Below are 21,107 nucleotides of genomic sequence, written 5' to 3'. Positions count from 1 at the left end.
TCCGGCGGTGCGGTGGGGGCACCTGGGCATGACCGAGCGGCGGCTATGTACTAGAGTTATCTCGACATCGAGATATCTGCCGGGGCGCACCGAAGCCGCCGCCCGGTAAGGGTTACCTAACTAACCCTTACCTTAGCGGATGGTCGGAGCAGTAGACGGCAAAACGCGGCGCCGACTGCCAATGAGGCGCGGCGCGGAGATACGCGCACATTGAAGAAGGAGACTGTCGTGTCGGCGAACAGCTTCGACGCCCGCAGCACGCTGCGCGTGGGCGACGAGTCGTACGAGATCTTCAAGCTGGACAAGGTAGAGGGCTCCGCGCGCCTCCCGTACAGCCTGAAGGTCCTGCTGGAGAACCTGCTCCGTACCGAGGACGGCGCGAACATCACCGCCGATCACATCCGGGCCATCGGTGGCTGGGACTCCCAGGCACAGCCCAGCCAGGAGATCCAGTTCACGCCGGCCCGCGTGATCATGCAGGACTTCACCGGCGTGCCGTGTGTCGTGGACCTCGCCACCATGCGTGAGGCCGTCAAGGAGCTCGGCGGGGACCCGGCGAAGATCAACCCGCTGGCCCCGGCCGAGCTGGTCATCGACCACTCCGTCATCGCCGACAAGTTCGGCACCAAGGAAGCCTTCGGCCAGAACGTCGAGCTGGAGTACGGCCGCAACAAGGAGCGCTACCAGTTCCTGCGCTGGGGCCAGACCGCCTTCGACGAGTTCAAGGTCGTTCCCCCGGGCACCGGCATCGTCCACCAGGTGAACATCGAGCACCTGGCCCGCACCGTCATGGTCCGCAACGGCCAGGCGTACCCCGACACCCTCGTCGGCACCGACTCGCACACCACCATGGTCAACGGCCTCGGCGTGCTGGGCTGGGGCGTCGGCGGCATCGAGGCCGAGGCCGCGATGCTCGGCCAGCCGGTCTCCATGCTCATCCCGCGCGTCGTCGGCTTCAAGCTGACCGGCGAGCTCCCGGCCGGCACCACCGCCACCGACCTCGTGCTGACCATCACCGAGATGCTCCGCAAGCACGGCGTCGTCGGCAAGTTCGTCGAGTTCTACGGTGAGGGCGTCGCCGCCACCTCGCTCGCCAACCGCGCCACCATCGGCAACATGTCGCCGGAGTTCGGCTCCACCGCCGCGATCTTCCCGATCGACGACGAGACGCTGAAGTACCTCCGTCTGACCGGCCGCGACGAGCAGCAGGTCGCCCTCGTCGAGGCGTACGCCAAGGAGCAGGGCCTCTGGCTGGACCCGGCCGCCGAGCCGGACTTCTCCGAGAAGCTGGAGCTCGACCTCTCCACGGTCGTCCCCTCCATCGCCGGCCCGAAGCGCCCGCAGGACCGCATCGTCCTCGCGAACGCCAAGGAGCAGTTCGCCCGCGACGTCCGCAACTACGTCGCCGACGAGATGGAGGCGAGCAAGGAGTCCTTCCCGGCCTCCGACGCCCCGTCCACCACCCCGAACGGCGTTCCGTCGAAGCCGGTCACCGTCACGGCCCCCGACGGCTCGACGTACGAGATCGACCACGGCGCCGTCACCGTCGCCGCGATCACCTCCTGCACCAACACCTCGAACCCCTACGTCATGGTCGCCGCCGCGCTCGTGGCGAAGAAGGCGGTCGAGAAGGGCCTGACCCGCAAGCCGTGGGTCAAGACCACCCTCGCCCCGGGGTCGAAGGTCGTCACCGACTACTTCGACAAGGCGGGTCTGACCCCGTACCTCGACAAGGTCGGCTTCAACCTCGTCGGCTACGGCTGCACCACCTGCATCGGCAACTCCGGCCCGCTGCCGGACGAGGTCTCCAAGGCGGTCAACGAGAACGACCTCGCGGTCACCTCGGTGCTCTCCGGCAACCGTAACTTCGAGGGCCGGATCAACCCCGACGTCAAGATGAACTACCTGGCGTCCCCGCCGCTGGTCGTCGCGTACGCCATCGCCGGGTCGATGAAGGTCGACATCACCAAGGACGCCCTCGGCGTCGACCAGGACGGCAAGCCGGTCTACCTGACCGACATCTGGCCCTCCGAGGCCGAGGTCAACGACGTCGTGGCGAACGCCATCGGCGAGGACATGTTCAACAAGTCCTACCAGGACGTCTTCGCGGGCGACGCCCAGTGGCAGGCGCTGTCGATCCCGACCGGCAACACCTTCGAGTGGGACTCCGAGTCCACCTACGTGCGCAAGCCCCCGTACTTCGAGGGCATGACGATGGAGACGACCCCGGTCGAGGACATCACCGGCGCCCGGGTGCTCGCCAAGCTCGGCGACTCGGTCACCACCGACCACATCTCCCCGGCCGGCGCCATCAAGGCCGACACCCCGGCCGGCAAGTACCTCACCGAGCACGGCATCGAGCGTCGTGACTTCAACTCCTACGGCTCGCGCCGCGGTAACCACGAGGTCATGATCCGCGGCACGTTCGCCAACATCCGCCTGCGCAACCAGATCGCGCCGGGCACCGAGGGCGGCTACACCCGCGACTTCACCCAGGGCGACGGCCCGGTGTCGTTCATCTACGACGCCTCGCAGAACTACCAGGCCGCCGGCACCCCCCTCGCGATCCTCGCGGGCAAGGAGTACGGCTCCGGCTCGTCCCGCGACTGGGCTGCCAAGGGCACCGCGCTCCTCGGCGTCAAGGCGGTCATCGCCGAGTCCTACGAGCGCATCCACCGCTCGAACCTCATCGGCATGGGCGTCCTCCCGCTCCAGTTCCCCGAGGGCCAGACCGCCGAGACCCTCGGCCTCACCGGCGAGGAGACCTTCTCCTTCACCGGCGTCACCGAGCTGAACAACGGCACCACCCCGCGCACGGTCAAGGTCACCACCGACACCGGTGTGGAGTTCGACGGTGTCGTGCGCATCGACACCCCCGGCGAGGCGGACTACTACCGCAACGGCGGCATCCTGCAGTACGTGCTCCGCAGCCTGATCCGCAAGTAGGCGGACCGGACCGAGCAGTGAGGGCCGCATCCCGGGTCACCCCGGGGTGCGGCCCTTCCGCGTACCGCCGGCTAACGGGCCGTCACAGCGCATGCCGGTCGACTTCGGCGATCCGGCACTTCGTGCCCGCGGCCACCTCGCCGGACCCCTGGGCCCTCACCTTGACCGACGCGCCGGGGGCGACCTCCTCGGTGGTCGCGATGCCGTCGGACACCACAGCGCCGTCCGCGTCCACGAACGTGATGGACACGATGTACGCCGCCGGACTCCCGGACCTGTTCACGATCTTCAGGTCCGCGTGCGGCCAGCCGATCAGGGAGTCGCGCGTGCACTTCGTGATCGTGACGTCCCCTTTGGCGGCCGGCCCGGGCGCGACGGGTTCCACCGGCTCCTCGTACGGCTCCTCCTCCCCGTACGGCCCCTCGTCGTACGGTTCGGAGTAGGGCGCGTCCGACCGCTCGGGCGGCAGCGCGACGGAGTCCGAGACCGAGTCCATCAACCAGTAGACGAGCGCCACCATCGCCCCCGCCACGACCAGCCCGCCACCCACGGCGAGCGTCACGATCAGCCCCGTACGCCGCTTGCCCGGCGGCACCGCGGGGGCCGCCCACGGCGAAGGCGGCGGCGCACCCACCGGAGCCCGGTGCTCCGGTTGCGGCTGTTCGGGCGGCGGAGGCGGGAAGTAGTCGGACATGTGGTCCCCCCACGGGAAATGGATCAGGTGAGGGACTTACGGTACGGGGCCCCACCCGCACCACCGGCACCACCTGCACAGGAAGCGAACGGACCCCATGGGCGAGCTGATCCTCATCCGGCACGGCGAGACCGAGTGGTCCCGTTCCGGGCAGCACACGAGCTACACCGACCTCCCGCTCACCGACGTCGGGGAACGCCAGGCCCGCGCGCTCGTCCCGCTGCTGGCCGACCGGAACATCGGGCTCACCCTCGTCAGCCCGATGGTCCGGGCCCGCCGCACCGCCGAGCTGGCCGGACTCCCCGATCCCCGGGTCACCCCCGAGCTGCGGGAGTGGGACTACGGCGGCTACGAGGGCGTCACCACCCTGGCCATCCGCCGCACCCGGCCCTTCTGGAACCTGTGGACCGACGGCGTCGACCCCGGCTCCGACGAGCACCCCGGCGAGAGCCCCGCCCAGATCGGGGAGCGGGCCGACCAGGTCCTCGCGGGCGTCCGGTCCGCCGCCGACGGGATCGGGAACGCGGACATCGCGCTCGTCGCGCACTCGCACTTCCTGCGCGTCCTCACCGCCCGCTACCTCGGCCTGACCCCGGCCGAGGGAAGGCTCTTCCAGCTCGCCACCGGTGCCCTCTCCCGGCTCGGCACCGAACACGGCCGGCCGGTCGTCGCCGCGCTCAACGTGGCCCTGCCGGAAAGCCTCCAGCCGCACTGAGCCTCGCGGCTGCCCGAGGAGCCTCCAGCCGCACGGAACCCCGCCCTGCCCCGGGAGCCTCCAGCCGCCCTGAACCCCGCCCCGACGCGGAAAGCCTCCCGCCGCCCTGAACCCCGCCCGCCCGAGAGACTCCGACAGGCGTGAACGCCGACGGCCGGCACCCCGCCCTCGGGGTACCGGCCGCCGACGCCCGTCGCGTACGGGTCAGGAGAGCAGCTCCACCTCCGCGAGCGTCGCCGAACCCGTCAGCACCAGCCGGTACGCGGTGTACGAGCCCGGCTCGTCCACCGAGAACACTCGGGTCTGCCTGTCCCAGGCGAACGACTGGCCGGAGCGGCGGTCGAGGTCCGTCCACTTCTCGCCGTCCGCCGACCCCTGGAGCGTCCAGCCCTTCGGGGCCTTGTCGGCCGCCGCCGAGGTCAGCGTGTACTGGACGCCCTTCGTCGCCGAGGACACCGGCAGCTCCACCGACTCCACCGTCGCCGAGGTGGCGGAGGTGTCGTCGAAGAGCGCGCCGTCGCCCTTCAGCGCGTCGCCCTTGGGCGCCGGGACCTTGTCGTCCTTCTGGACGGAGACCGGGGCCGCGTCCTCGCCCGTGCCCCACGCCGACGGCTTCGGGCCCATGGCGAACTCCAGCGTGCCGCCCTTGGCCAGGACGTCGTGGGGGAGCGCCGTGGAGGTCCACTTCTTGCCGTTGAGCTTCACGCCCTGCACGTAGATGTTCTTCTCGCTGTTCTTCGGGGCCTTCACGGTCAGCTTGCGGCCGTTGTCCATGCGGACGGTGACCTTTTTGAAGAGCGGCGAGCCGATCGCGTACTCCCCGCTGCCCATCACCAGCGGGTAGAAGCCGAGCGAGGAGAAGAGGAACCAGGCCGACTGCTCGCCGTTGTCCTCGTCGCCGTGGATGCCCTGCCCGATCTCGCTGCCGACGTACAGCCGGCCCAGCACCTCGCGGACCTTCTCCTGCGTCTTGTACGGCTGCGAGGCCGCGTTGTACATGTACGTGGCGTGGTGGGCGACCTGGTTGCTGTGCCCGTACTGGCCCATCCGTACGTCCCGCGCCTCGGTCATCTCGTGGATGACGCCGCCGTAGCTGCCGACGAACTCCGGGCCCGCCGTCTCCGGGGTGGAGAAGTACGTGTCCAGCTTCTTGCCCAGACCCGCGCGGCCGCCGTACAGGTTGGCCAGGCCCCGGCTGTCCTGCGGGGCGGTGAAGGCGTAGCCCCAGCCGTTGGTCTCGGTGTAGTCGTAGCCCCAGACGCGGGGGTCGTACTCGCCGGAGGGCAGGCGCCAGTCGCCGTTCGGCTTCTTGCCCTGGAAGAACCCGGCCTTGTCGTCGAAGAGCTTGACGTATTTCTGGGCCCGGTTCATGAAGTACTCGGACTCTTCCTTGTACCGCGCCTTCTTCGTCTTCTCGTACAGCTCCTGGCCCATGCGGGCGATGCCGTAGTCGTTGACGTAACCCTCCAGGGACCAGGACAGGCCCTCGTGGGTGGCGGTGTCCGCGTAGCCGGTGAAGACCGAGGTCTGAAGGCCCTTGCGGCCGACGCCCGAGGACGGCGGGGCCACGGTGGCGTTCTTGAGCGCCGCGTCGTACGCCGCCTCGGCGTCGAACTTCACGCCCTTGACGTACGCGTCGGCGAACGCCACGTCCGAGCTGGTGCCGGTCATCAGGTCCGCGTAGCCGGGGGAGGACCAGCGAGAGGTCCAGCCGCCGTCCTTGTAGTGCTGGACGAAGCCGTTCACCAGCTCGCCGGCCTTCTTCGGGGAGAAGAAGGAGTACGCGGGCCAGGTGGTGCGGTAGGTGTCCCAGAAGCCGTTGTTGACGTACACCTCGCCGTCGACGATCTTCGCGCCGGTCCGCGTCGGGGTGTTCTCGCCGACCGCCTTGGAGAAGGGGCTGGCGTACCTGGTCTTCCCCTTCACCTTCTCGTGGCCGGAGTTCGGGTAGAGGTAGAGCCGGTAGAGGCTGGAGTAGAGGGTCGTGAGCTGGTCCGCGTTGGCGCCCTCGACCTCGACCGTCCGCAGGATGTCGTCCCAGGCCCCCTGGGCCTTGCGCTGCACCCGGTCGAAGGAAGTGGACTCCGGGATCTCCATGGCCAGGTTCTGCTTCGCCTGGTCGACGCCGATGAGCGAGGTGGCCAGCCGCAGGTTGACCGTGCGGTCCTTGCCCGCGTCGAAGCGGAAGAACCCGGTGACGTCGTCGCCACCGCCGCCCTTCAGCTTGCCGCTGTCGGTGACCGCCGCGTCGAAGACGCCGTACACGAACATCCGGGTCGCCCCGGTGGACAGGCCGCTCTTGACGTCCGTGTAGCCGGAGAACGAGCTGGTCTTCGGGTCCAGCGTGATGCCGCCGTCGTTCGTGACGTTGTCGAAGATCAGGCTGGCGTCCTTGCCGGGGTACGTGAACCGCATCCGGGCCGCGTGGTCGGTCGGCGTCATCTCGGCCTTGAGGCCGTTCTCGAACGTGACGCCGTAGTAGTGCGGCTTCGCCGTCTCGTTCTCGTGCCTGAACGGCAGCGCGCGGGCCGTCCGGGACGCGTCCGGGGTGCCGCTCGCGGCCGACGGCATCAGCTGGAAGGTCTGCCGGTCGCCCATCCAGGGGCTCGGCTCATGGCTGGCGGCGAAGGCCTGGAGCGCGGGGAGGTTGTCCGCGTTGTTGCCCCGGTGGTAGTCGTACAGCCAGCTGGTGGTGCCCGCGTTGGTGACCGGCGTCCAGAAGTTGAAGCCGTGCGGGACGGCCGTGGCCGGAATGTTGTTGCCGCGCGAGAAGCCGCCGCTGGAGTTGGTGCCGCGGGTCGTCAGCGCGTAGTCCGACAGATGCGCCTTGCGCTTCTCGGGCTTCTTCGGGGCGATCGTGATGTCGTCGATCCAGCCCTGGAACTTCGCCTTCCCCTTGGGGGAGTCGTACGCCACCAGGATCCGGTCGACCGTCTTGCCCGCGGCGACCGTGCCGAGACGGGCGGCGACCTTGTTCCACTGGTTGACGTAGAGGCGCTTGGCGTCCGCCTGGCCCTGCGGGGTGAGCAGCCCGCCGTGGCTGTCGGTGGCCTTCAGCTCGCTCAGGTACGTGCCGTCGGTGAAGGCCAGGTCCACCGCGACGTGGGTGGCGGGGTAGTTCAGGTCGGTCTCGCCCATCTGCGGGTAGACCAGGTAGGACAGTTCGGTGTCCTTGGTGACGGCCGTGTTCACGTCGAAGATCTTGTTGTACGAGTAGGCGCGTCCTTCGGGCGTGTGGGTGCCCGCGTAACGCAGTGCCTTCTTTCCGGTGAATCCCGCGCCGGACTTCGCGGTGGGGGAGCCGGAGGGGCCGCGGTCGGGCTGGCTGCGCATCTCCTCGGGCACCGGCGCGGAGGTGTCACCGTTCGAGAACTGAACGTCGGCGAGCTGAAGCGCGTCCGAAGCGCCGTTGTTCGCGGTGATCTCCAGGCGGAAGTGCCGGTAGGCGGTGTCGCCCGCGAAGTCGTAACTCTTCGTCTCGTGCCGCTTGGCGAATTTCTCGCCGGTGCGGGTGTCGAGGTCGGTCCACTCCCTGCCGTCCGCCGAGCCCTTGAGCGTCCAGTCCTTCGGGTCCCGCTCGGCGTGGTCGTTGGCCGAGGTGAGGGCGTACGTCACGACCTTGACGGGTGCGTCCAGATCGAACTCGACCCAGCCGGTGGGCTTGAACGTCAGCCACTTGGAGCCCGGCTCGACGTCGACCAGGTTCTCCTTGACCTCCCCGCCGGCGGTGTTCTCGGCGCTCGCGCGCAGCTCCGTCACCCGGTCGGTGACATTGCCCGGTATGCCGGAGGAGAAGCCCCCGTCGACGCCCGAGGAGCGCTTCTCGCCGTCGGGGCCCTCCTCGACGGTGCCGCGCCAGTCCGGCTGCTTCTCGTCCGCCTCGAACGAGGTGCTGAAGGTGCGGTCGCCGGACGGCTTCCGGTCCGGCGAGGAGGGCTGGGCGGTGGCGACCGCGGGGGCGATCACCACCAGGGCGAGGGAGGCCGCCAGGGCGGCTGCTGTGGGGGTCCGTCTCCGGCGACGAGCCGGGCGGGGGACCGCGTGAGAGGCCTTGTCTGATCCGTGATCGATGCCGCGTGGTGGCTGCATGCCGAGCCGTTCCTCCCCGGGAAAATGCATGGACAACGTTGTCATAGCGGGATGCAAGGTCCAGTAGGGATCCCAGGGGCGGGACGTGTCAAGGGTGTTGCCGGGAGGCCCCTCGGCGAATCGGCCGGTATGGGGAAATAGCCGCCGCGGGAAGAGGGCGTGGGGTGCCGAGGTGTCCGTGAGGTCTCAACTCGGGAAAGACTGCCGCTCAAACCTGCGTTCGATCTTGCTCAGTTGGCGACAAGTGGACTATACCTGTCGGCACCTGCACGGCCGCTTTATCGCGGACGTGCGCGCGGGGGAGGCAGGGACGGTTGCGGGGACGCCAGGGGTGTCCTCGCTGTACGGTCTCCCGACATCCCCACTGCACCGGCCCGTCCGGTACATCTGCATATCTGCATATCCGCATGACCCAAGCGCAACTGACCGCGGTGGCGGGGCCCTTCGCCTGAGGCGAATTCTCGACGGGTGACCGGTACACCGCCTGAGTCCTGGAGAAGGCGAGGACTTGAGCATGGGATCCACCTCCGCCCACAACAACGAGGGCCTTGGCCGTCGCGATCTGATCAAGCGTTCTGCCGCACTCGGCCTGATCGCTGTTCCGACGATGAGCTTCCTGTCCGCCTGCGCGAGCGGCGACAGCAGCAGCGACGACAAGGTCGAAAAGGGCGAAAAGACCGAGAAGAACCCGCTGGCCGTCAACGGCAGCGCACCGCTGGAGATCGTCATCTTCGACGGTGGCTTCGGCACCAAGTACGCCGAGGACGCCAAGGCCGTCTACGAGAAGACCTATCCCGACGCGAAGGTCAAGTTCTCCGCGACGCAGAAGATCCAGTCGGTTCTTCAGCCGCGGTTCAACGGTGGTACCCCGCCGGACCTGATCGACAACTCCGGTGCCCAGCAGATGGACATGGGCGTCCTGGTCGGCAAGAAGCAGCTCACCGACCTGACCCCGCTGCTCGACGCCCCCTCCGTCGACGACCCCGCCAAGAAGGTCCGCGACACCCTGCGGCCGGGCATCATCGAGATGGGCCAGTTCGACGGCGACCCGGTCTGGATCATGTACTACGCGTACACGGTCTACGGCGTCTGGTACTCGCAGACCGCGCTGGAGAAGCTCGACTCCGCGTACCCGGAGACCTGGGACGAGATGCTCGCGCTCTGCAAGAAGGCGAAGAAGCAGGGCATCGCCGGCTGGACCTACCCCGGCAAGCACCCCTACTACATCCCCTTCTCGCTGTACCCCTTCATCGGCAAGATCGGCGGCGTCGAGGTCCTCGACGCGATCGACAACCTGGAGCCGAAGGCCTGGGAGCACCCCGCGGTCAAGGCGGCCTTCGAGGCGTACTACGAGCTCGTCGCCAACGACTACATCCTCGACGGCACCCCCGGCCTGGACCACCGCGGTTCCCAGGGCGCGTGGGCCCGCGGCAAGGCGCTGTTCATCCCGAACGGCTCCTGGGTCGAGAACGAGGAAGCGGCGATCATCCCCAAGGACTTCAAGCTGTCCGTGGGCGCTCCCTCCAGCCTCGACTCCTCGGACAAGCTGCCCTTCGGCACCATCTGGGCGTCCGGTGGCGAGCCGTTCATCGTCCCGAGCAAGGCGAAGAACCCCGAGGGCGGCATGGAGCAGCTGCGCATCATGCTCAGCGAGGCCTCCTCCAAGTCCTTCACCGCCAGCACCAAGTCGCTCTCCGCCTTCAACGGCGGCACGGACGGCATCGAGCTGTCCGACGGCCTGAAGTCCGGTGTCGCCGCGCTGGAGAAGGCCGGCACCAACGTGGTCAACCCGCGCATGCAGGACTGGTACGTGAAGCTCCAGAAGGAGCAGATCGGTGTCGCCGCGATCGGCGAGATGATGGCCGGCCGCGCCAAGCCGGCCGAGACCATCAAGAAGATCCAGGCCTTCGCCGACGCGACCGCCAAGGACCAGTCCATCAAGCACTTCAAGCACCAGTGACCACGCGTCACCAGCGGCGGGCAGCACGGGAAGGTCGGAGTCGGTAACGATGCAACACGGTAAATACCGGTTCATAGTCGGGTTCTTGGTGGTCCCGATGGCGTTGTACGTCATCTTCGTCATCTGGCCCTTCATCCAGTCCATCTACTACTCGTTCACGGACTGGACGGGGCTGAGCCCCGACTTCAAGATGGTCGGGTTCGACAACTACACCAAGATGCTCGATGACGACATCTTCTGGAAATCGCTGCAGCACAGCGTGCTGCTGGCCGTGCTGCTGCCGCTGGTGACGCTGGGGCTCGCGCTCTTCTTCGCCTTCATGCTCAACGTGGGCGGGCGGCGCCGCAAGGGCGCCGCCATCACCGGCGTACGGGGCTCGGGCTTCTACAAGATCGCGTACTTCTTCCCGCAGGTGCTGTCGATCGCGATCGTGGCCATCCTGTTCCAGTTCGCCTTCGACCCGGCCCAGGGCATGATCAACGGCACGCTCAAGGCCGTCGGCTTCGACGACGTGCCGAACTGGCTGGGCGATCCGCAGCTGGCCCTGTGGGTCATCATGGCGGTCCTCGTCTGGTGCACGACCGGCTTCTTCGTGGTGCTGTTCTCCGCGGGCATGGCCTCCATCCCCAAGGACTTCTACGAAGCCGCCCTGCTGGACGGGGCGAGCCGCTTCACGACCTTCTTCCGGATCACGCTGCCCCTGCTGTGGGACACGGTCCAGTCCGGCTGGGTCTACATGGGCATCCTGGCGCTCGGGGCCGAGGGCTTCGCGATCGTCCACATCATGAGCGTCGGTCCCGGCGGGCCCGACTACTCGACCACCGTCCTGCCGCTGTACGTGTACCAGTCGGCGTTCCGTGACGGACAGGCGGGCTACGCGACCACGATCGGTGTCGCCCTGCTCCTCGTGACGCTGGCGTTCGCCGCCATCGTCATGCGGGTGGGCCGGCGCGAGCGGCTGGAGTTCTGATGAAGACCACTGACACCCCTCCTCCCGGGCCCTCCGGGTCCCCCTCCGACGCCGAGGCGGCGAAGGTTCCGGCCCAGCGCACCGGGCCGGTGGCCAAGGGCTCGCCGGCCCCCGCGAAGAAGAGCGAGGGCCAGGTCCTCAACGTCTTCTCGCACGGGATGCTGATCCTGTGGGCGATCATGGTCGTCCTGCCGCTGTTCTGGGCGGTGATGTCCTCGTTCAAGAGCGACTCGGACATCTTCAACACCCCGTGGTCGCTGCCCAGTTCGCTGAACTTCGACGCCTGGGGCCGGGCCTGGAGCCAGGCCCACATGAGCGAGTACTTCCTGAACACCATCCTGGTGGTGGGCGGGTCGCTCACGGGCACCCTGGTCCTCGGGTCCATGGCCGCCTATGTGCTCGCCCGCTTCGAGTTCCCGGGCAACCGCTTCATCTACTTCTTGTTCGTCGGCGGCATGAGCTTCCCGGTCATGCTGGCGCTGGTCCCGCTGTTCTACGTCATGGACAACATGGGGCTGCTGAACACGATCCACGGCCTGATCCTCGTGTACATCGCGTACTCGCTGCCGTTCACTGTGTTCTTCCTGACCTCGTTCTTCCGTACGCTGCCGACCTCGGTGGCGGAGGCGTCGATCATCGACGGGGCCTCGCACACCCGCACGTTCTTCCAGGTCATGCTGCCGATGGCCAAGCCCGGCCTGATCAGCGTCGGCATCTTCAACTTCCTGGGGCAGTGGAACCAGTACATGCTGCCCACGGTGCTGAACACCGACCCGGAGAAGCGGGTACTGGCCCAGGGCCTGGTGGAGCTGGCCTCCAGCCAGGGCTACAAGGGCGACTACTCCGGCCTCTTCGCCGGCCTGGTGATCGCGATGCTGCCCGTGCTGGCGGCGTACATCATCTTCCAGCGCCAGGTCGTCTCCGGCCTGACGGCGGGCGCCCTGAAGTAGCCCGCGACGCGCGTACGGCCCGGTGCCCCGGCGGAAAGATTCCGCCGGGGCACCGGGCCGTTGTGGGTGTGCGCGTGCTCAGGTCTTGACGGGAGGCACCCCCAAACGGTCAGCTTGGAGTTCACATGTTGGAGGAAGCCGGGGTCTCATCGCTGCGGCCCCGGCCGGGGCGGTCTTCAGGACCGCCCGCCAAGGGCAGGAGTGGATGAGTCGATGGAGACTCCCGGGTCGCAGACATCGCTGCACAGGGCCAATCTGGAGCGGGTCGTACGCGCCGTACGGATGGCAGGATCGCTCACCCAGGCGGAGATCGCCCGGAGCACCGGCCTCTCCGCGGCCACCGTCTCCAATATCGTGCGGGAGTTGAAGGGCGGCGGAACGGTCGAGGTCACCCCCACCTCGGCGGGCGGCCGGCGGGCCCGCAGCGTCTCCCTCAGCGGTGACGCCGGCATCGTCATCGGCGTCGACTTCGGCCATACGCACCTGCGCGTCGCCGTCGGCAACCTCGCCCATCAGGTGCTCGCCGAGGAGTCCGAGCCGCTGGATGTGGACGCCTCGTCCGCCGAGGGCTTCGACCGGGCGGAAGTGCTGGTCAAGCGGCTGATCGCGGCCACGGGGATCGGCCCGGACAAGGTGATCGGCATCGGTCTCGGCGTGCCGGGCCCCATCGACGTCGAGTCCGGCACCCTGGGCTCCACCTCGATCCTGCCGGGGTGGACGGGCATCAACCCCAGCGAGGAGCTCTCCGGCCGCCTCGGCGTGCCCGTGTACGTCGACAACGACGCCAATCTCGGGGCGCTGGGCGAGCTGGTCTGGGGGAGCGGGCGGGGCGTCAAGGACCTGGCGTACATCAAGGTGGCCAGCGGCGTCGGCGCCGGTCTGGTGATCGACGGGACCATTTACCGGGGCCCCGGCGGCACGGCCGGCGAGATCGGGCACATCACGCTCGACGAGTCGGGTCCGGTGTGCCGCTGCGGCAACCGCGGCTGCCTGGAGACCTTCACGGCCGCCCGCTACGTCCTGCCGCTGCTCCAGCCCAGCCACGGCCCCGGGCTCACCATGGAGCGGGTGGTCCAGCTGGCCCGGGAGGGCGATCCGGGGTGCCGCCGGGTGATCGGCGACGTGGGCCGCCACATAGGCAGCGGCGTGGCCAACCTGTGCAATCTGCTCAACCCCAGCCGTGTCGTGCTCGGCGGCTCTCTGGCGGAGGCCGGGGAGCTGGTCCTGGGGCCCATACGGGACTCCGTGTCGCGTTACGCGATCCCCAGCGCTGCCCGGCAGCTCTCGGTGCTGCCCGGCGCGCTCGGCGGGCGCGCCGAAGTCCTGGGCGCACTCGCCCTGGTGCTCAGCGAGATGGGGGATTCAACCCTTTTGGAGGGCGCCCTCCCCGCAGCGACTCCTGCCTTCACTTAGATAACGAATGGCACCGTTGTCATCTCGTTAAGGATTTACTCCTTGACGCTGACGCTGGGGCCGAGTTGACTTCCAGCCACCTCGGCCGCAACGTCGCGGCCTCGTCAGGGAGGTTCGAGAATGAACACGCGTATGCGTCGTGCCGCCGTTGCCGTCGCCGCCACCACGATGGCGGTCTCGCTGGCCGCTTGCGGGAGCGCCAAGGAGTCCGGTGACAAGGCCGAACAGGGCTCGGAGAAGAAGGGCGACGACCTGAAGATAGGTCTGCTCCTTCCCGAGAACCAGACGGCCCGTTACGAGAAGTTCGACCGGCCGATCATCGAGAAGAAGATCAGCGAGTTGACCGGCGGCAAGGCCGAGGTCACCTACAACAACGCCAAGCAGGACGCGACCACCCAGTCGCAGCAGATCGACACGATGATCACCAACAAGGTCGACGCGCTCATCATCGGCGCGGTGGACGCCAAGGCGATCGAGAACAGCGTCAAGAAGGCCAAGGACGCGGGCATCCCGGTCGTCGCCTTCGACCGTCTCGCCGAGGGCCCCATCGACGCCTACACCTCCTTCGACAACGAGGAGGTCGGCCGCGCGCAGGGCACCGCCCTCCTGGAGGCCCTGGGCGACAAGGCCGACGGCGGCACGATCGTGATGATGAACGGCGCGATCACCGACCCGAACGCCGCCCTCTTCAAGAAGGGCGCCAAGTCGGTCCTCGACGGCAAGGTGAAGTACGGCAAGGAGTACGACACCAAGGAGTGGAAGCCGGAGAACGCCAACGCCAACATGGAAGCGGCGATCACCGCGCTCGGCAAGGACAAGATCGACGGCGTCTACTCCGCCAACGACGGCATGGCGGGCGGCATCATCACCGCCCTCAAGGGCGCCGGTCTCTCGCCGCTCCCGCCGGTCACCGGCCAGGACGCCGAGCTGGCGGGCGTGCAGCGCATCGTCTCCGGTGAGCAGTTCATGAGCGTCTACAAGTCCTACCCCGCCGAGGGCATCGTCGCCGCGGAGATGGCCGTCGCCCTCGCCAAGGGCGAGAAGCTCGACTCCATCGCCACCTCCAAGGTCGACAACGCCAGCCAGAAGGGCATCCCGACGGTCCTCGTCCCGGTCGTCTCGCTGACCAAGGACAACATCAAGGACACCGTGATCAAGGACGGCATCTGGACGCTGGACGAGATCTGCTCCGCCAAGTACAAGGCCGCCTGCGACAAGATCGGTCTCAAGTAACCACCCGGGATACCCGGGCCTCCCCCGAGCCCACGGGTCCCGCCCGCCGCGACGCCCGCCGCGATCCCGCGAGGGCGCCGGCGGCCCCACCGCCCGCGCACGTGCCCGCCGCACCCCGGCCCGCACGCGCGCCACGAAGCCTGTCCGGCGCCCCGCACACCAACCGTCCCGCTACCGGGCGGGGCGTCGGACGGAACGCTTCACCCTGTTTTCTCTCTCTGTGCTCGACACCGCCGCGCCTTCCCCCGGGCGCGGCATCCCCGCCGGTCAGGCGGCGAAGGAGATGGTTCATGTGTCCGCTACGCCCGTGTTGGCGTTGCGAGGGGTCTCCAAGCGCTTCGGTGCCGTCCAGGTACTCACCGATGTAGAGCTTGAGGTCCACGCCGGTGAGGTGGTCGCCCTGGTGGGCGACAACGGCGCCGGCAAATCAACGCTGGTCAAGACGATCGCCGGAGTGCACCCCATCGATGACGGCGTCATCGAGTGGGAGGGCAAGGCCGTGCGGATCGACAAGCCGCACGACGCCCAGAACCTCGGCGTCGCGACCGTCTACCAAGACCTCGCGCTGTGCGACAACATCGATGTCGTCGGCAACCTCTACCTCGGCCGGGAGCTGCGCAGGTTCGGCATCCTGGACGAGGTGGAGATGGAGCGCCGCTCCCGCGAGCTGCTGTCCACGCTCTCCATCCGCATCCCGAGCGTCCGCATCCCGATCGCCTCGCTCTCCGGCGGCCAGCGCCAGACCGTGGCCATCGCCCGGTCGATGCTCGGCGAGCCCCGGCTCGTCATCCTCGACGAGCCGACCGCCGCCCTCGGCGTCGAGCAGACCGCCCAGGTGCTCGACCTCGTCGAGCGACTGCGCGAACGCGGCCACGCGGTCATCCTCATCAGCCACAACATGGCCGATGTGAAGGCCGTCGCCGACAAGGTCGCCGTGCTCCGGCTGGGCCGGAACAACGGTGTCTTCGATGTGAAGACCACCTCCCAGGAAGAGATCATCTCCGCCATCACCGGCGCCACGGAAAACGCCGTGACCCGACGTGCGGCGCGCAACGCGGAGGTTTCCAAGTGACCACCGACAAGTCCGCCACCTCGCTGGAGAAGGCCGGCACCCCGGCCGACGCGCCGCCGGTCGGCAACCCGGACGCGGCCGATGGCGCCGCCACGGTGATCGACCCCCGCCTGCTCATCCGCGAGCAGGGCCTCGGCGGCTACGTCACCGAGTTCAAGCGCAGGATCAGCGGTGGCGACCTGGGCTCGATCCCGGTGATCGTCGGCCTCGCGATCATCGCCATCGTCTTCCAGAGCATGAACTCCGAGTTCCTCTCCGCGAAGAACATCAGCGACATCGCTACCACGATGGTCGCCACCGGCATGATGGCCGTGGGCATCATCTTCGTCCTGCTGCTCGGCGAGATCGACCTCTCGGTCGGCTCCGTCTCCGGTGTCTCCGGCGCCCTCGTCGCGGTGCTCAGCGTCACCCAGGGCATGAACGAGTGGCTGGCGATCCTCGTCGCCATCGTCAGCGGCGCGGTGATGGGCGCGATCCACGGCTTCTTCTTCGCCCGGGTCGGGGCGCCCGCCTTCGCCGTCACCCTGGCCGGCCTGCTGTTCTGGCTCGGCTTCATGCTCCAGCTGCTCGGCGACTCCGGCACGATCAACCTGGACGGCGACGGGGTGGTCGGCAAGCTGACCACGTACTACTTCACCGACGTCGCCGCCGCCTACGGGCTCGCCGCCATCGCGGTCGTCGGCTACTTCGCCGCCGCCTTCCTGGACACCCGCCGCCGCGAGGCGGCCGGCATCCCGGCCCGCCCGCTCGCCGACATCCTCGTGCGCACCGCGGTCATCGGCGTGTTCGGCTTCGCCGCCGCGTACATGTTCAACCAGTACCGCGGCCTGCCGCTCGCCCTGGTCCTCTTCCTGATCGTCCTGGTCGGCACGGACTTCCTGCTCCGCCGCACGGCCTTCGGGCGGAAGATCTTCGCGCTCGGCGGCAGCGTCGAGGCCTCCCGGCGCGCCGGCATCAACGTCACCGCGATCCGGATCTCCGTCTTCTCCATCGCGGGGACCTTCGCGGCGATCGGCGGCCTGTTCTGGGCCTCCAAGATCGCGGCGGCCAACCAGGGCTCCGGCACCGGCGACCTCCTGATGAACGTCATCGCGGCGGCCGTCATCGGCGGCACCAGCCTCTTCGGCGGCCGGGGACGCACCTGGAACGCGCTGCTCGGCGTCATGGTGATCGTCTCCATCCAGTACGGCCTGTCGCTGGAGGGCATCGCCACCCCGATCCAGTACATGGTCACGGGAGCCGTGCTTCTCGCCACGGTCGTCATCGACTCCGTCACCCGGAGGACCCAGAAGACCGCGGGCCGCGCCTGACAGCACAACCGCGCAGGTGCCCGGTGCCCGCAGGGGCGCCGGGCACCTGCGCGTTTCCGGCATTCCGTGTTCGAACAGGGCCGCCGATGCCCGCCGCCGCGAGCGGAACATTAGACTCATCGGATCGGCACGCTCGATCAGCTCAAACGCAAGGAGGCACGGGTGGATCTGCTGACCCGCATCAAGGGACCGCGCGACCTGGACCGGCTCAGCCTCGGTGAGCTGGACCAGCTCGCGGAGGAGATCCGCACCTTCCTCGTGGACGCGGTCTCCAAGACCGGCGGACACCTCGGCCCCAACCTCGGCGTCGTCGAGCTCACCATCGCCCTGCACCGGGTCTTCGAATCGCCCCGCGACAGGGTGCTCTGGGACACCGGCCACCAGAGCTACGTGCACAAGCTGCTCACCGGCCGCCAGGACTTCTCCCGGCTCAAGAGCAAGGGCGGCCTCTCCGGCTACCCCTCCCGTGCCGAGTCCGACCACGACGTCATCGAGAACAGCCACGCCTCCGGGGTCCTCGGCTGGGCCGACGGCCTCGCCAAGGCCAACGAGGTCCTGAAGAAGGACGACCACGTCGTCGCGGTCATCGGCGACGGCGCGCTCACCGGCGGTATGGCCTGGGAGGCGCTGAACAACATCGCCGCCGCCAAGGACCGCCCCCTCGTCATCGTCGTCAACGACAACGAGCGCTCCTACGCCCCGACCATCGGCGGCCTGGCCAACCACCTCGCCACCCTCCGTACGACCGACGGCTACGAACGGTTCCTGGCCCGCGGCAAGGACATCCTGGAGCGCACCCCGGTCGTCGGCCGCCCGCTGTACGAGACGCTGCACGGCGCCAAGAAGGGCCTCAAGGACTTCATCGCCCCGCAGGGCATGTTCGAGGACCTCGGCCTGAAGTACGTCGGCCCGATCGACGGCCACGACATCGAGGCCCTGGAATCCGCGCTCCAGCGTGCCAAGCGCTTCCGCGGCCCGGTCATCGTGCACTGCCTCACCGAGAAGGGCCGCGGCTACACCCCCGCCCTCCAGGACGAGGCCGACCGCTTCCACGCGGTGGGCAAGATCCACCCGGACACCGGTCTGCCGATCGCCACTTCCGGCCTCGACTGGACCTCTGTCTTCGGCGAGGAGATGGTCAAGCTCGGCCACGAGCGCGAGGACATCGTCGCGATCACCGCGGCCATGCTCCAGCCCGTCGGCCTCGGCAAGTTCGAGGCCGCCTTCCCGGACCGGATCTACGACGTCGGCATCGCCGAGCAGCACGGCGCGGCCTCCGCGGCCGGCCTGGCCACCGGCGGACTCCACCCGGTCTTCGCGGTCTACGCCACCTTCCTCAACCGCGCCTTCGACCAGGTCCTGATGGACGTCGCCCTGCACAAGTGCGGTGTGACCTTCGTCCTGGACCGGGCCGGCATCACCGGCACGGACGGCGCCTCGCACAACGGCATGTGGGACATGTCGATCCTCCAGTGCGTGCCCACGCTCCGGATCGCCGCCCCGCGCGACGCCGACCAGGTCCGCGCCCAGCTGCGCGAGGCCGTCGCCGTCGACGACGCGCCCACGGTGGTCCGCTTCTCCAAGGGCGCGGTCGGCCCCGCCGTCAAGGCGGTCGGCAGGGTCGGCGGCATGGACGTCCTGCGCGAGCCGAAGGCCGCCCGCCCGGACGTCCTGATCGTCTCGGTCGGCGCGCTCGCCCCGATGTGTCTGGAGACCGCCGATCTGCTGGACGCCCAGGGCATCTCCAGCACCGTCGTCGACCCCCGCTGGGTCAAGCCCGTCGACGAGGCGCTCGCCCCGCTCGCCGAGCGCCACCGCGTCGTCGTCACGGTCGAGGACAACAGCCGTGCCGGAGGCGTCGGCTCCGCCGTCGCCCAGGCCCTGCGCGACGCCGGCGTCGACGTACCCCTGCGCGACTTCGGCATCCCGCCGGTCTTCCTCGACCACGCCTCGCGCGGCGAGGTCATGGCCGAGATCGGCCTGACCGCGCCGGACATCGCCCGGCAGGTCACCGGCCTGGTCGCCAAGCTCGACGGCCGCTTCGAGAGCCGCGCGGTGGAGCCCGCCCGCGACTGACGCGCGAACCCGCGAACACCTCTCCGTACGGCCGATGGGCCGGGAGAACCGCCCCTGCACGGGTGGTTCTCCCGGCCCATTCGCATGAAACGGGCCAGATGGCGCGTTCGCGTCCGGCGGGGTCCCCATCATGGCGTTCACAACGAATGCGTGGAGGTATCGCAGGTGAGCGCGCAGGTCACACCACCCCGCGGAAACGGCATGTTCCGCACCAAGTCCGTCGAACAGTCGATCCTGGACACCGAGGAGCCGGAACACGCGCTCAAGAAGTCCCTCTCCGCCCTGGACCTCACGGTCTTCGGCGTCGGCGTCATCATCGGCACCGGCATCTTCGTCCTCACCGGACAGGTCGCCAAGGAGACGGCGGGCCCCGCCACCGCCATCGCGTTCGCCGTGGCGGGCGTCGTCTGCGCGCTGGCCGCGCTCTGCTACGCCGAGTTCGCCTCCACCGTCCCCGTGGCCGGCTCCGCCTACACCTTCGCCTACGCCGCGCTGGGCGAACTGGTGGCCTGGATCATCGGCTGGGACCTGGTGCTGGAGTTCGCGCTGGGCACCGCGGTGGTCGCCGTCGGCTGGTCCGGCTACGTCCGCTCACTGATGGACAACGTCGACTGGACGATGCCCGAAGCGCTCTCGGGACCGGATGTGGCGGAGGGATTCGGCTTCGACATCCTGGCCTTCGCCCTGGTGCTGGTCCTGACCGTCATCCTGGTCGTCGGCATGAAGCTGTCCGCCCGGGTCACCTCGGTCGTGGTGGCGATCAAGGTCGCGGTGGTCCTCATGGTGATCATCGCGGGAGCCTTCTTCATCAAGGCCGAGAACTACAAGCCCTTCATCCCGCCGGCCGAGAAGCAGCCCGCCGGCTCGGGCTGGGACGCGCCGCTCGTGCAGCTGCTGTTCGGCTACGAACCCACGAACTTCGGCGTGATGGGCATCTTCACCGCCGCCTCCATCGTCTTCTTCGCCTTCATCGGCTTCGACGTGGTGGCCACCGCCGCCGAGGAGACCAAGCTGCCCCAGCGTGACATGCCGCGCGGCATCCTCGGCTCGCTCATCATCTGCACGGTTCTCTACGTGGCGGTCTCCATCGTGGTCACCGGCATGCAGCACTACAGCGAACTCTCCGTCAGCGCCCCGCTCGCCGACGCCTTCAAGGCCACCGGGCACCCCTTCTACGCCGGGCTGATCAGCTTCGGCGCGGCGGTCGGTCTCACCACGGTCTGCATGATCCTGCTGCTCGGCCAGACCCGGGTCTTCTTCGCGATGAGCCGCGACGGCCTGCTCCCGCGCTTCTTCTCCAAGACGCACCCGCGCTTCCGCACGCCCTACCGCCCGACGATCCTGCTCGGCGTGCTGATCGCGATCATCGCCGGGTTCACGAGCATCGAGGAGCTGGCCACCCTGGTGAACATCGGCACGCTCTTCGCGTTCGTCATCGTCGCCCTCGGCGTCCTGGTCCTGCGCCGCACCCAGCCGAACCTGCCCCGCGCGTTCCGTACCCCGTGGGTGCCGGTGCTCCCGATCGCTTCGGTGGCCGCGTCGGTCTGGTTGATGCTCAACCTGCCGGTGGAGACCTGGGTCCGCTTCGGCGCCTGGATGGTCCTCGGCGTGATCGTCTACTTCGTGTACGGGCGCTCCCACAGCCGCATGGCCTAGGGGGGCCGCTGACGTCCGTGCCG

Annotated in this window: 13 protein-coding genes; 11 read left to right on the top strand and 2 right to left on the bottom strand. The window is 68.7% G+C overall.

Features of this window, described 5'->3' with window-relative positions; genetic code table 11:
• Positions 1-228 precede the first annotated feature (228 nt).
• Positions 229-2,946, top strand: a complete 2,718-nt coding sequence (gene acnA / locus D581_RS0109160; RefSeq protein ID WP_018956944.1) for an aconitate hydratase AcnA — start codon at positions 229-231, stop codon at positions 2,944-2,946.
• 82 nt (positions 2,947-3,028) lie between these two features.
• On the opposite strand, the gene D581_RS0109155 is transcribed toward acnA, so the two are convergent.
• On the bottom strand, positions 3,029-3,640 hold the full coding sequence (locus tag D581_RS0109155) for an FxLYD domain-containing protein (RefSeq protein WP_018956943.1): 612 nt from the start codon (positions 3,638-3,640) through the stop codon (positions 3,029-3,031).
• Between the two features lie 97 nt (positions 3,641-3,737).
• Between D581_RS0109155 and D581_RS0109150 the strand changes: the two genes are divergently transcribed.
• Positions 3,738-4,355: a histidine phosphatase family protein gene (locus D581_RS0109150; RefSeq protein WP_018956942.1), complete on the top strand. Its 618-nt coding sequence runs from the start codon at positions 3,738-3,740 to the stop codon at positions 4,353-4,355.
• A 204-nt stretch (positions 4,356-4,559) separates the two neighbouring features.
• On the opposite strand, the gene D581_RS0109145 is transcribed toward D581_RS0109150, so the two are convergent.
• Complete coding sequence (locus D581_RS0109145; protein WP_026290354.1) at positions 4,560-8,444, bottom strand: GH92 family glycosyl hydrolase; 3,885 nt, start codon at positions 8,442-8,444, stop codon at positions 4,560-4,562.
• 514 nt (positions 8,445-8,958) lie between these two features.
• Here D581_RS0109145 and ngcE point away from each other — a divergent pair.
• From ngcE to D581_RS0109100, 9 genes are all read left to right on the top strand, one after another.
• Positions 8,959-10,404, top strand: a complete 1,446-nt coding sequence (ngcE, locus tag D581_RS0109140) for an N-acetylglucosamine/diacetylchitobiose ABC transporter substrate-binding protein (protein ID WP_018956940.1) — start codon at positions 8,959-8,961, stop codon at positions 10,402-10,404.
• Between the two features lie 49 nt (positions 10,405-10,453).
• Complete coding sequence (locus D581_RS0109135) at positions 10,454-11,374, top strand: carbohydrate ABC transporter permease (RefSeq protein ID WP_026290353.1); 921 nt, start codon at positions 10,454-10,456, stop codon at positions 11,372-11,374.
• A complete protein-coding gene (locus D581_RS0109130) occupies positions 11,374-12,324 on the top strand; it encodes a carbohydrate ABC transporter permease (RefSeq protein ID WP_018956938.1) in 951 nt (316 codons plus the stop codon). Before D581_RS0109135 ends, D581_RS0109130 begins: the two co-directional genes overlap by 1 nt.
• Positions 12,325-12,537: 213 nt before the next feature.
• Positions 12,538-13,737: an ROK family transcriptional regulator gene (locus D581_RS0109125; protein ID WP_018956937.1), complete on the top strand. Its 1,200-nt coding sequence runs from the start codon at positions 12,538-12,540 to the stop codon at positions 13,735-13,737.
• A 120-nt stretch (positions 13,738-13,857) separates the two neighbouring features.
• Positions 13,858-14,970: a sugar ABC transporter substrate-binding protein gene (locus D581_RS0109120; RefSeq protein ID WP_026290352.1), complete on the top strand. Its 1,113-nt coding sequence runs from the start codon at positions 13,858-13,860 to the stop codon at positions 14,968-14,970.
• 283 nt (positions 14,971-15,253) lie between these two features.
• Positions 15,254-16,042, top strand: coding sequence for an ATP-binding cassette domain-containing protein (locus tag D581_RS0109115; protein ID WP_026290351.1), 789 nt, complete (start codon positions 15,254-15,256; stop codon positions 16,040-16,042).
• Positions 16,039-17,352 carry an ABC transporter permease subunit gene (locus D581_RS0109110; protein WP_018956934.1) on the top strand — a complete coding sequence of 438 codons (1,314 nt, stop codon included), beginning with the start codon at positions 16,039-16,041 and terminating at the stop codon, positions 17,350-17,352. Before D581_RS0109115 ends, D581_RS0109110 begins: the two co-directional genes overlap by 4 nt.
• 162 nt (positions 17,353-17,514) lie before the next feature.
• Complete coding sequence (gene dxs, locus D581_RS0109105; RefSeq protein ID WP_018956933.1) at positions 17,515-19,428, top strand: 1-deoxy-D-xylulose-5-phosphate synthase; 1,914 nt, start codon at positions 17,515-17,517, stop codon at positions 19,426-19,428.
• A 201-nt stretch (positions 19,429-19,629) separates the two neighbouring features.
• Positions 19,630-21,084 carry an amino acid permease gene (locus D581_RS0109100; protein WP_018956932.1) on the top strand — a complete coding sequence of 485 codons (1,455 nt, stop codon included), beginning with the start codon at positions 19,630-19,632 and terminating at the stop codon, positions 21,082-21,084.
• Positions 21,085-21,107 lie beyond the last annotated feature (23 nt).

This window comes from Streptomyces sp. CNB091 (assembly GCF_000377965.1).
This window is presented reverse-complemented; position numbering and strand designations above follow the sequence as displayed.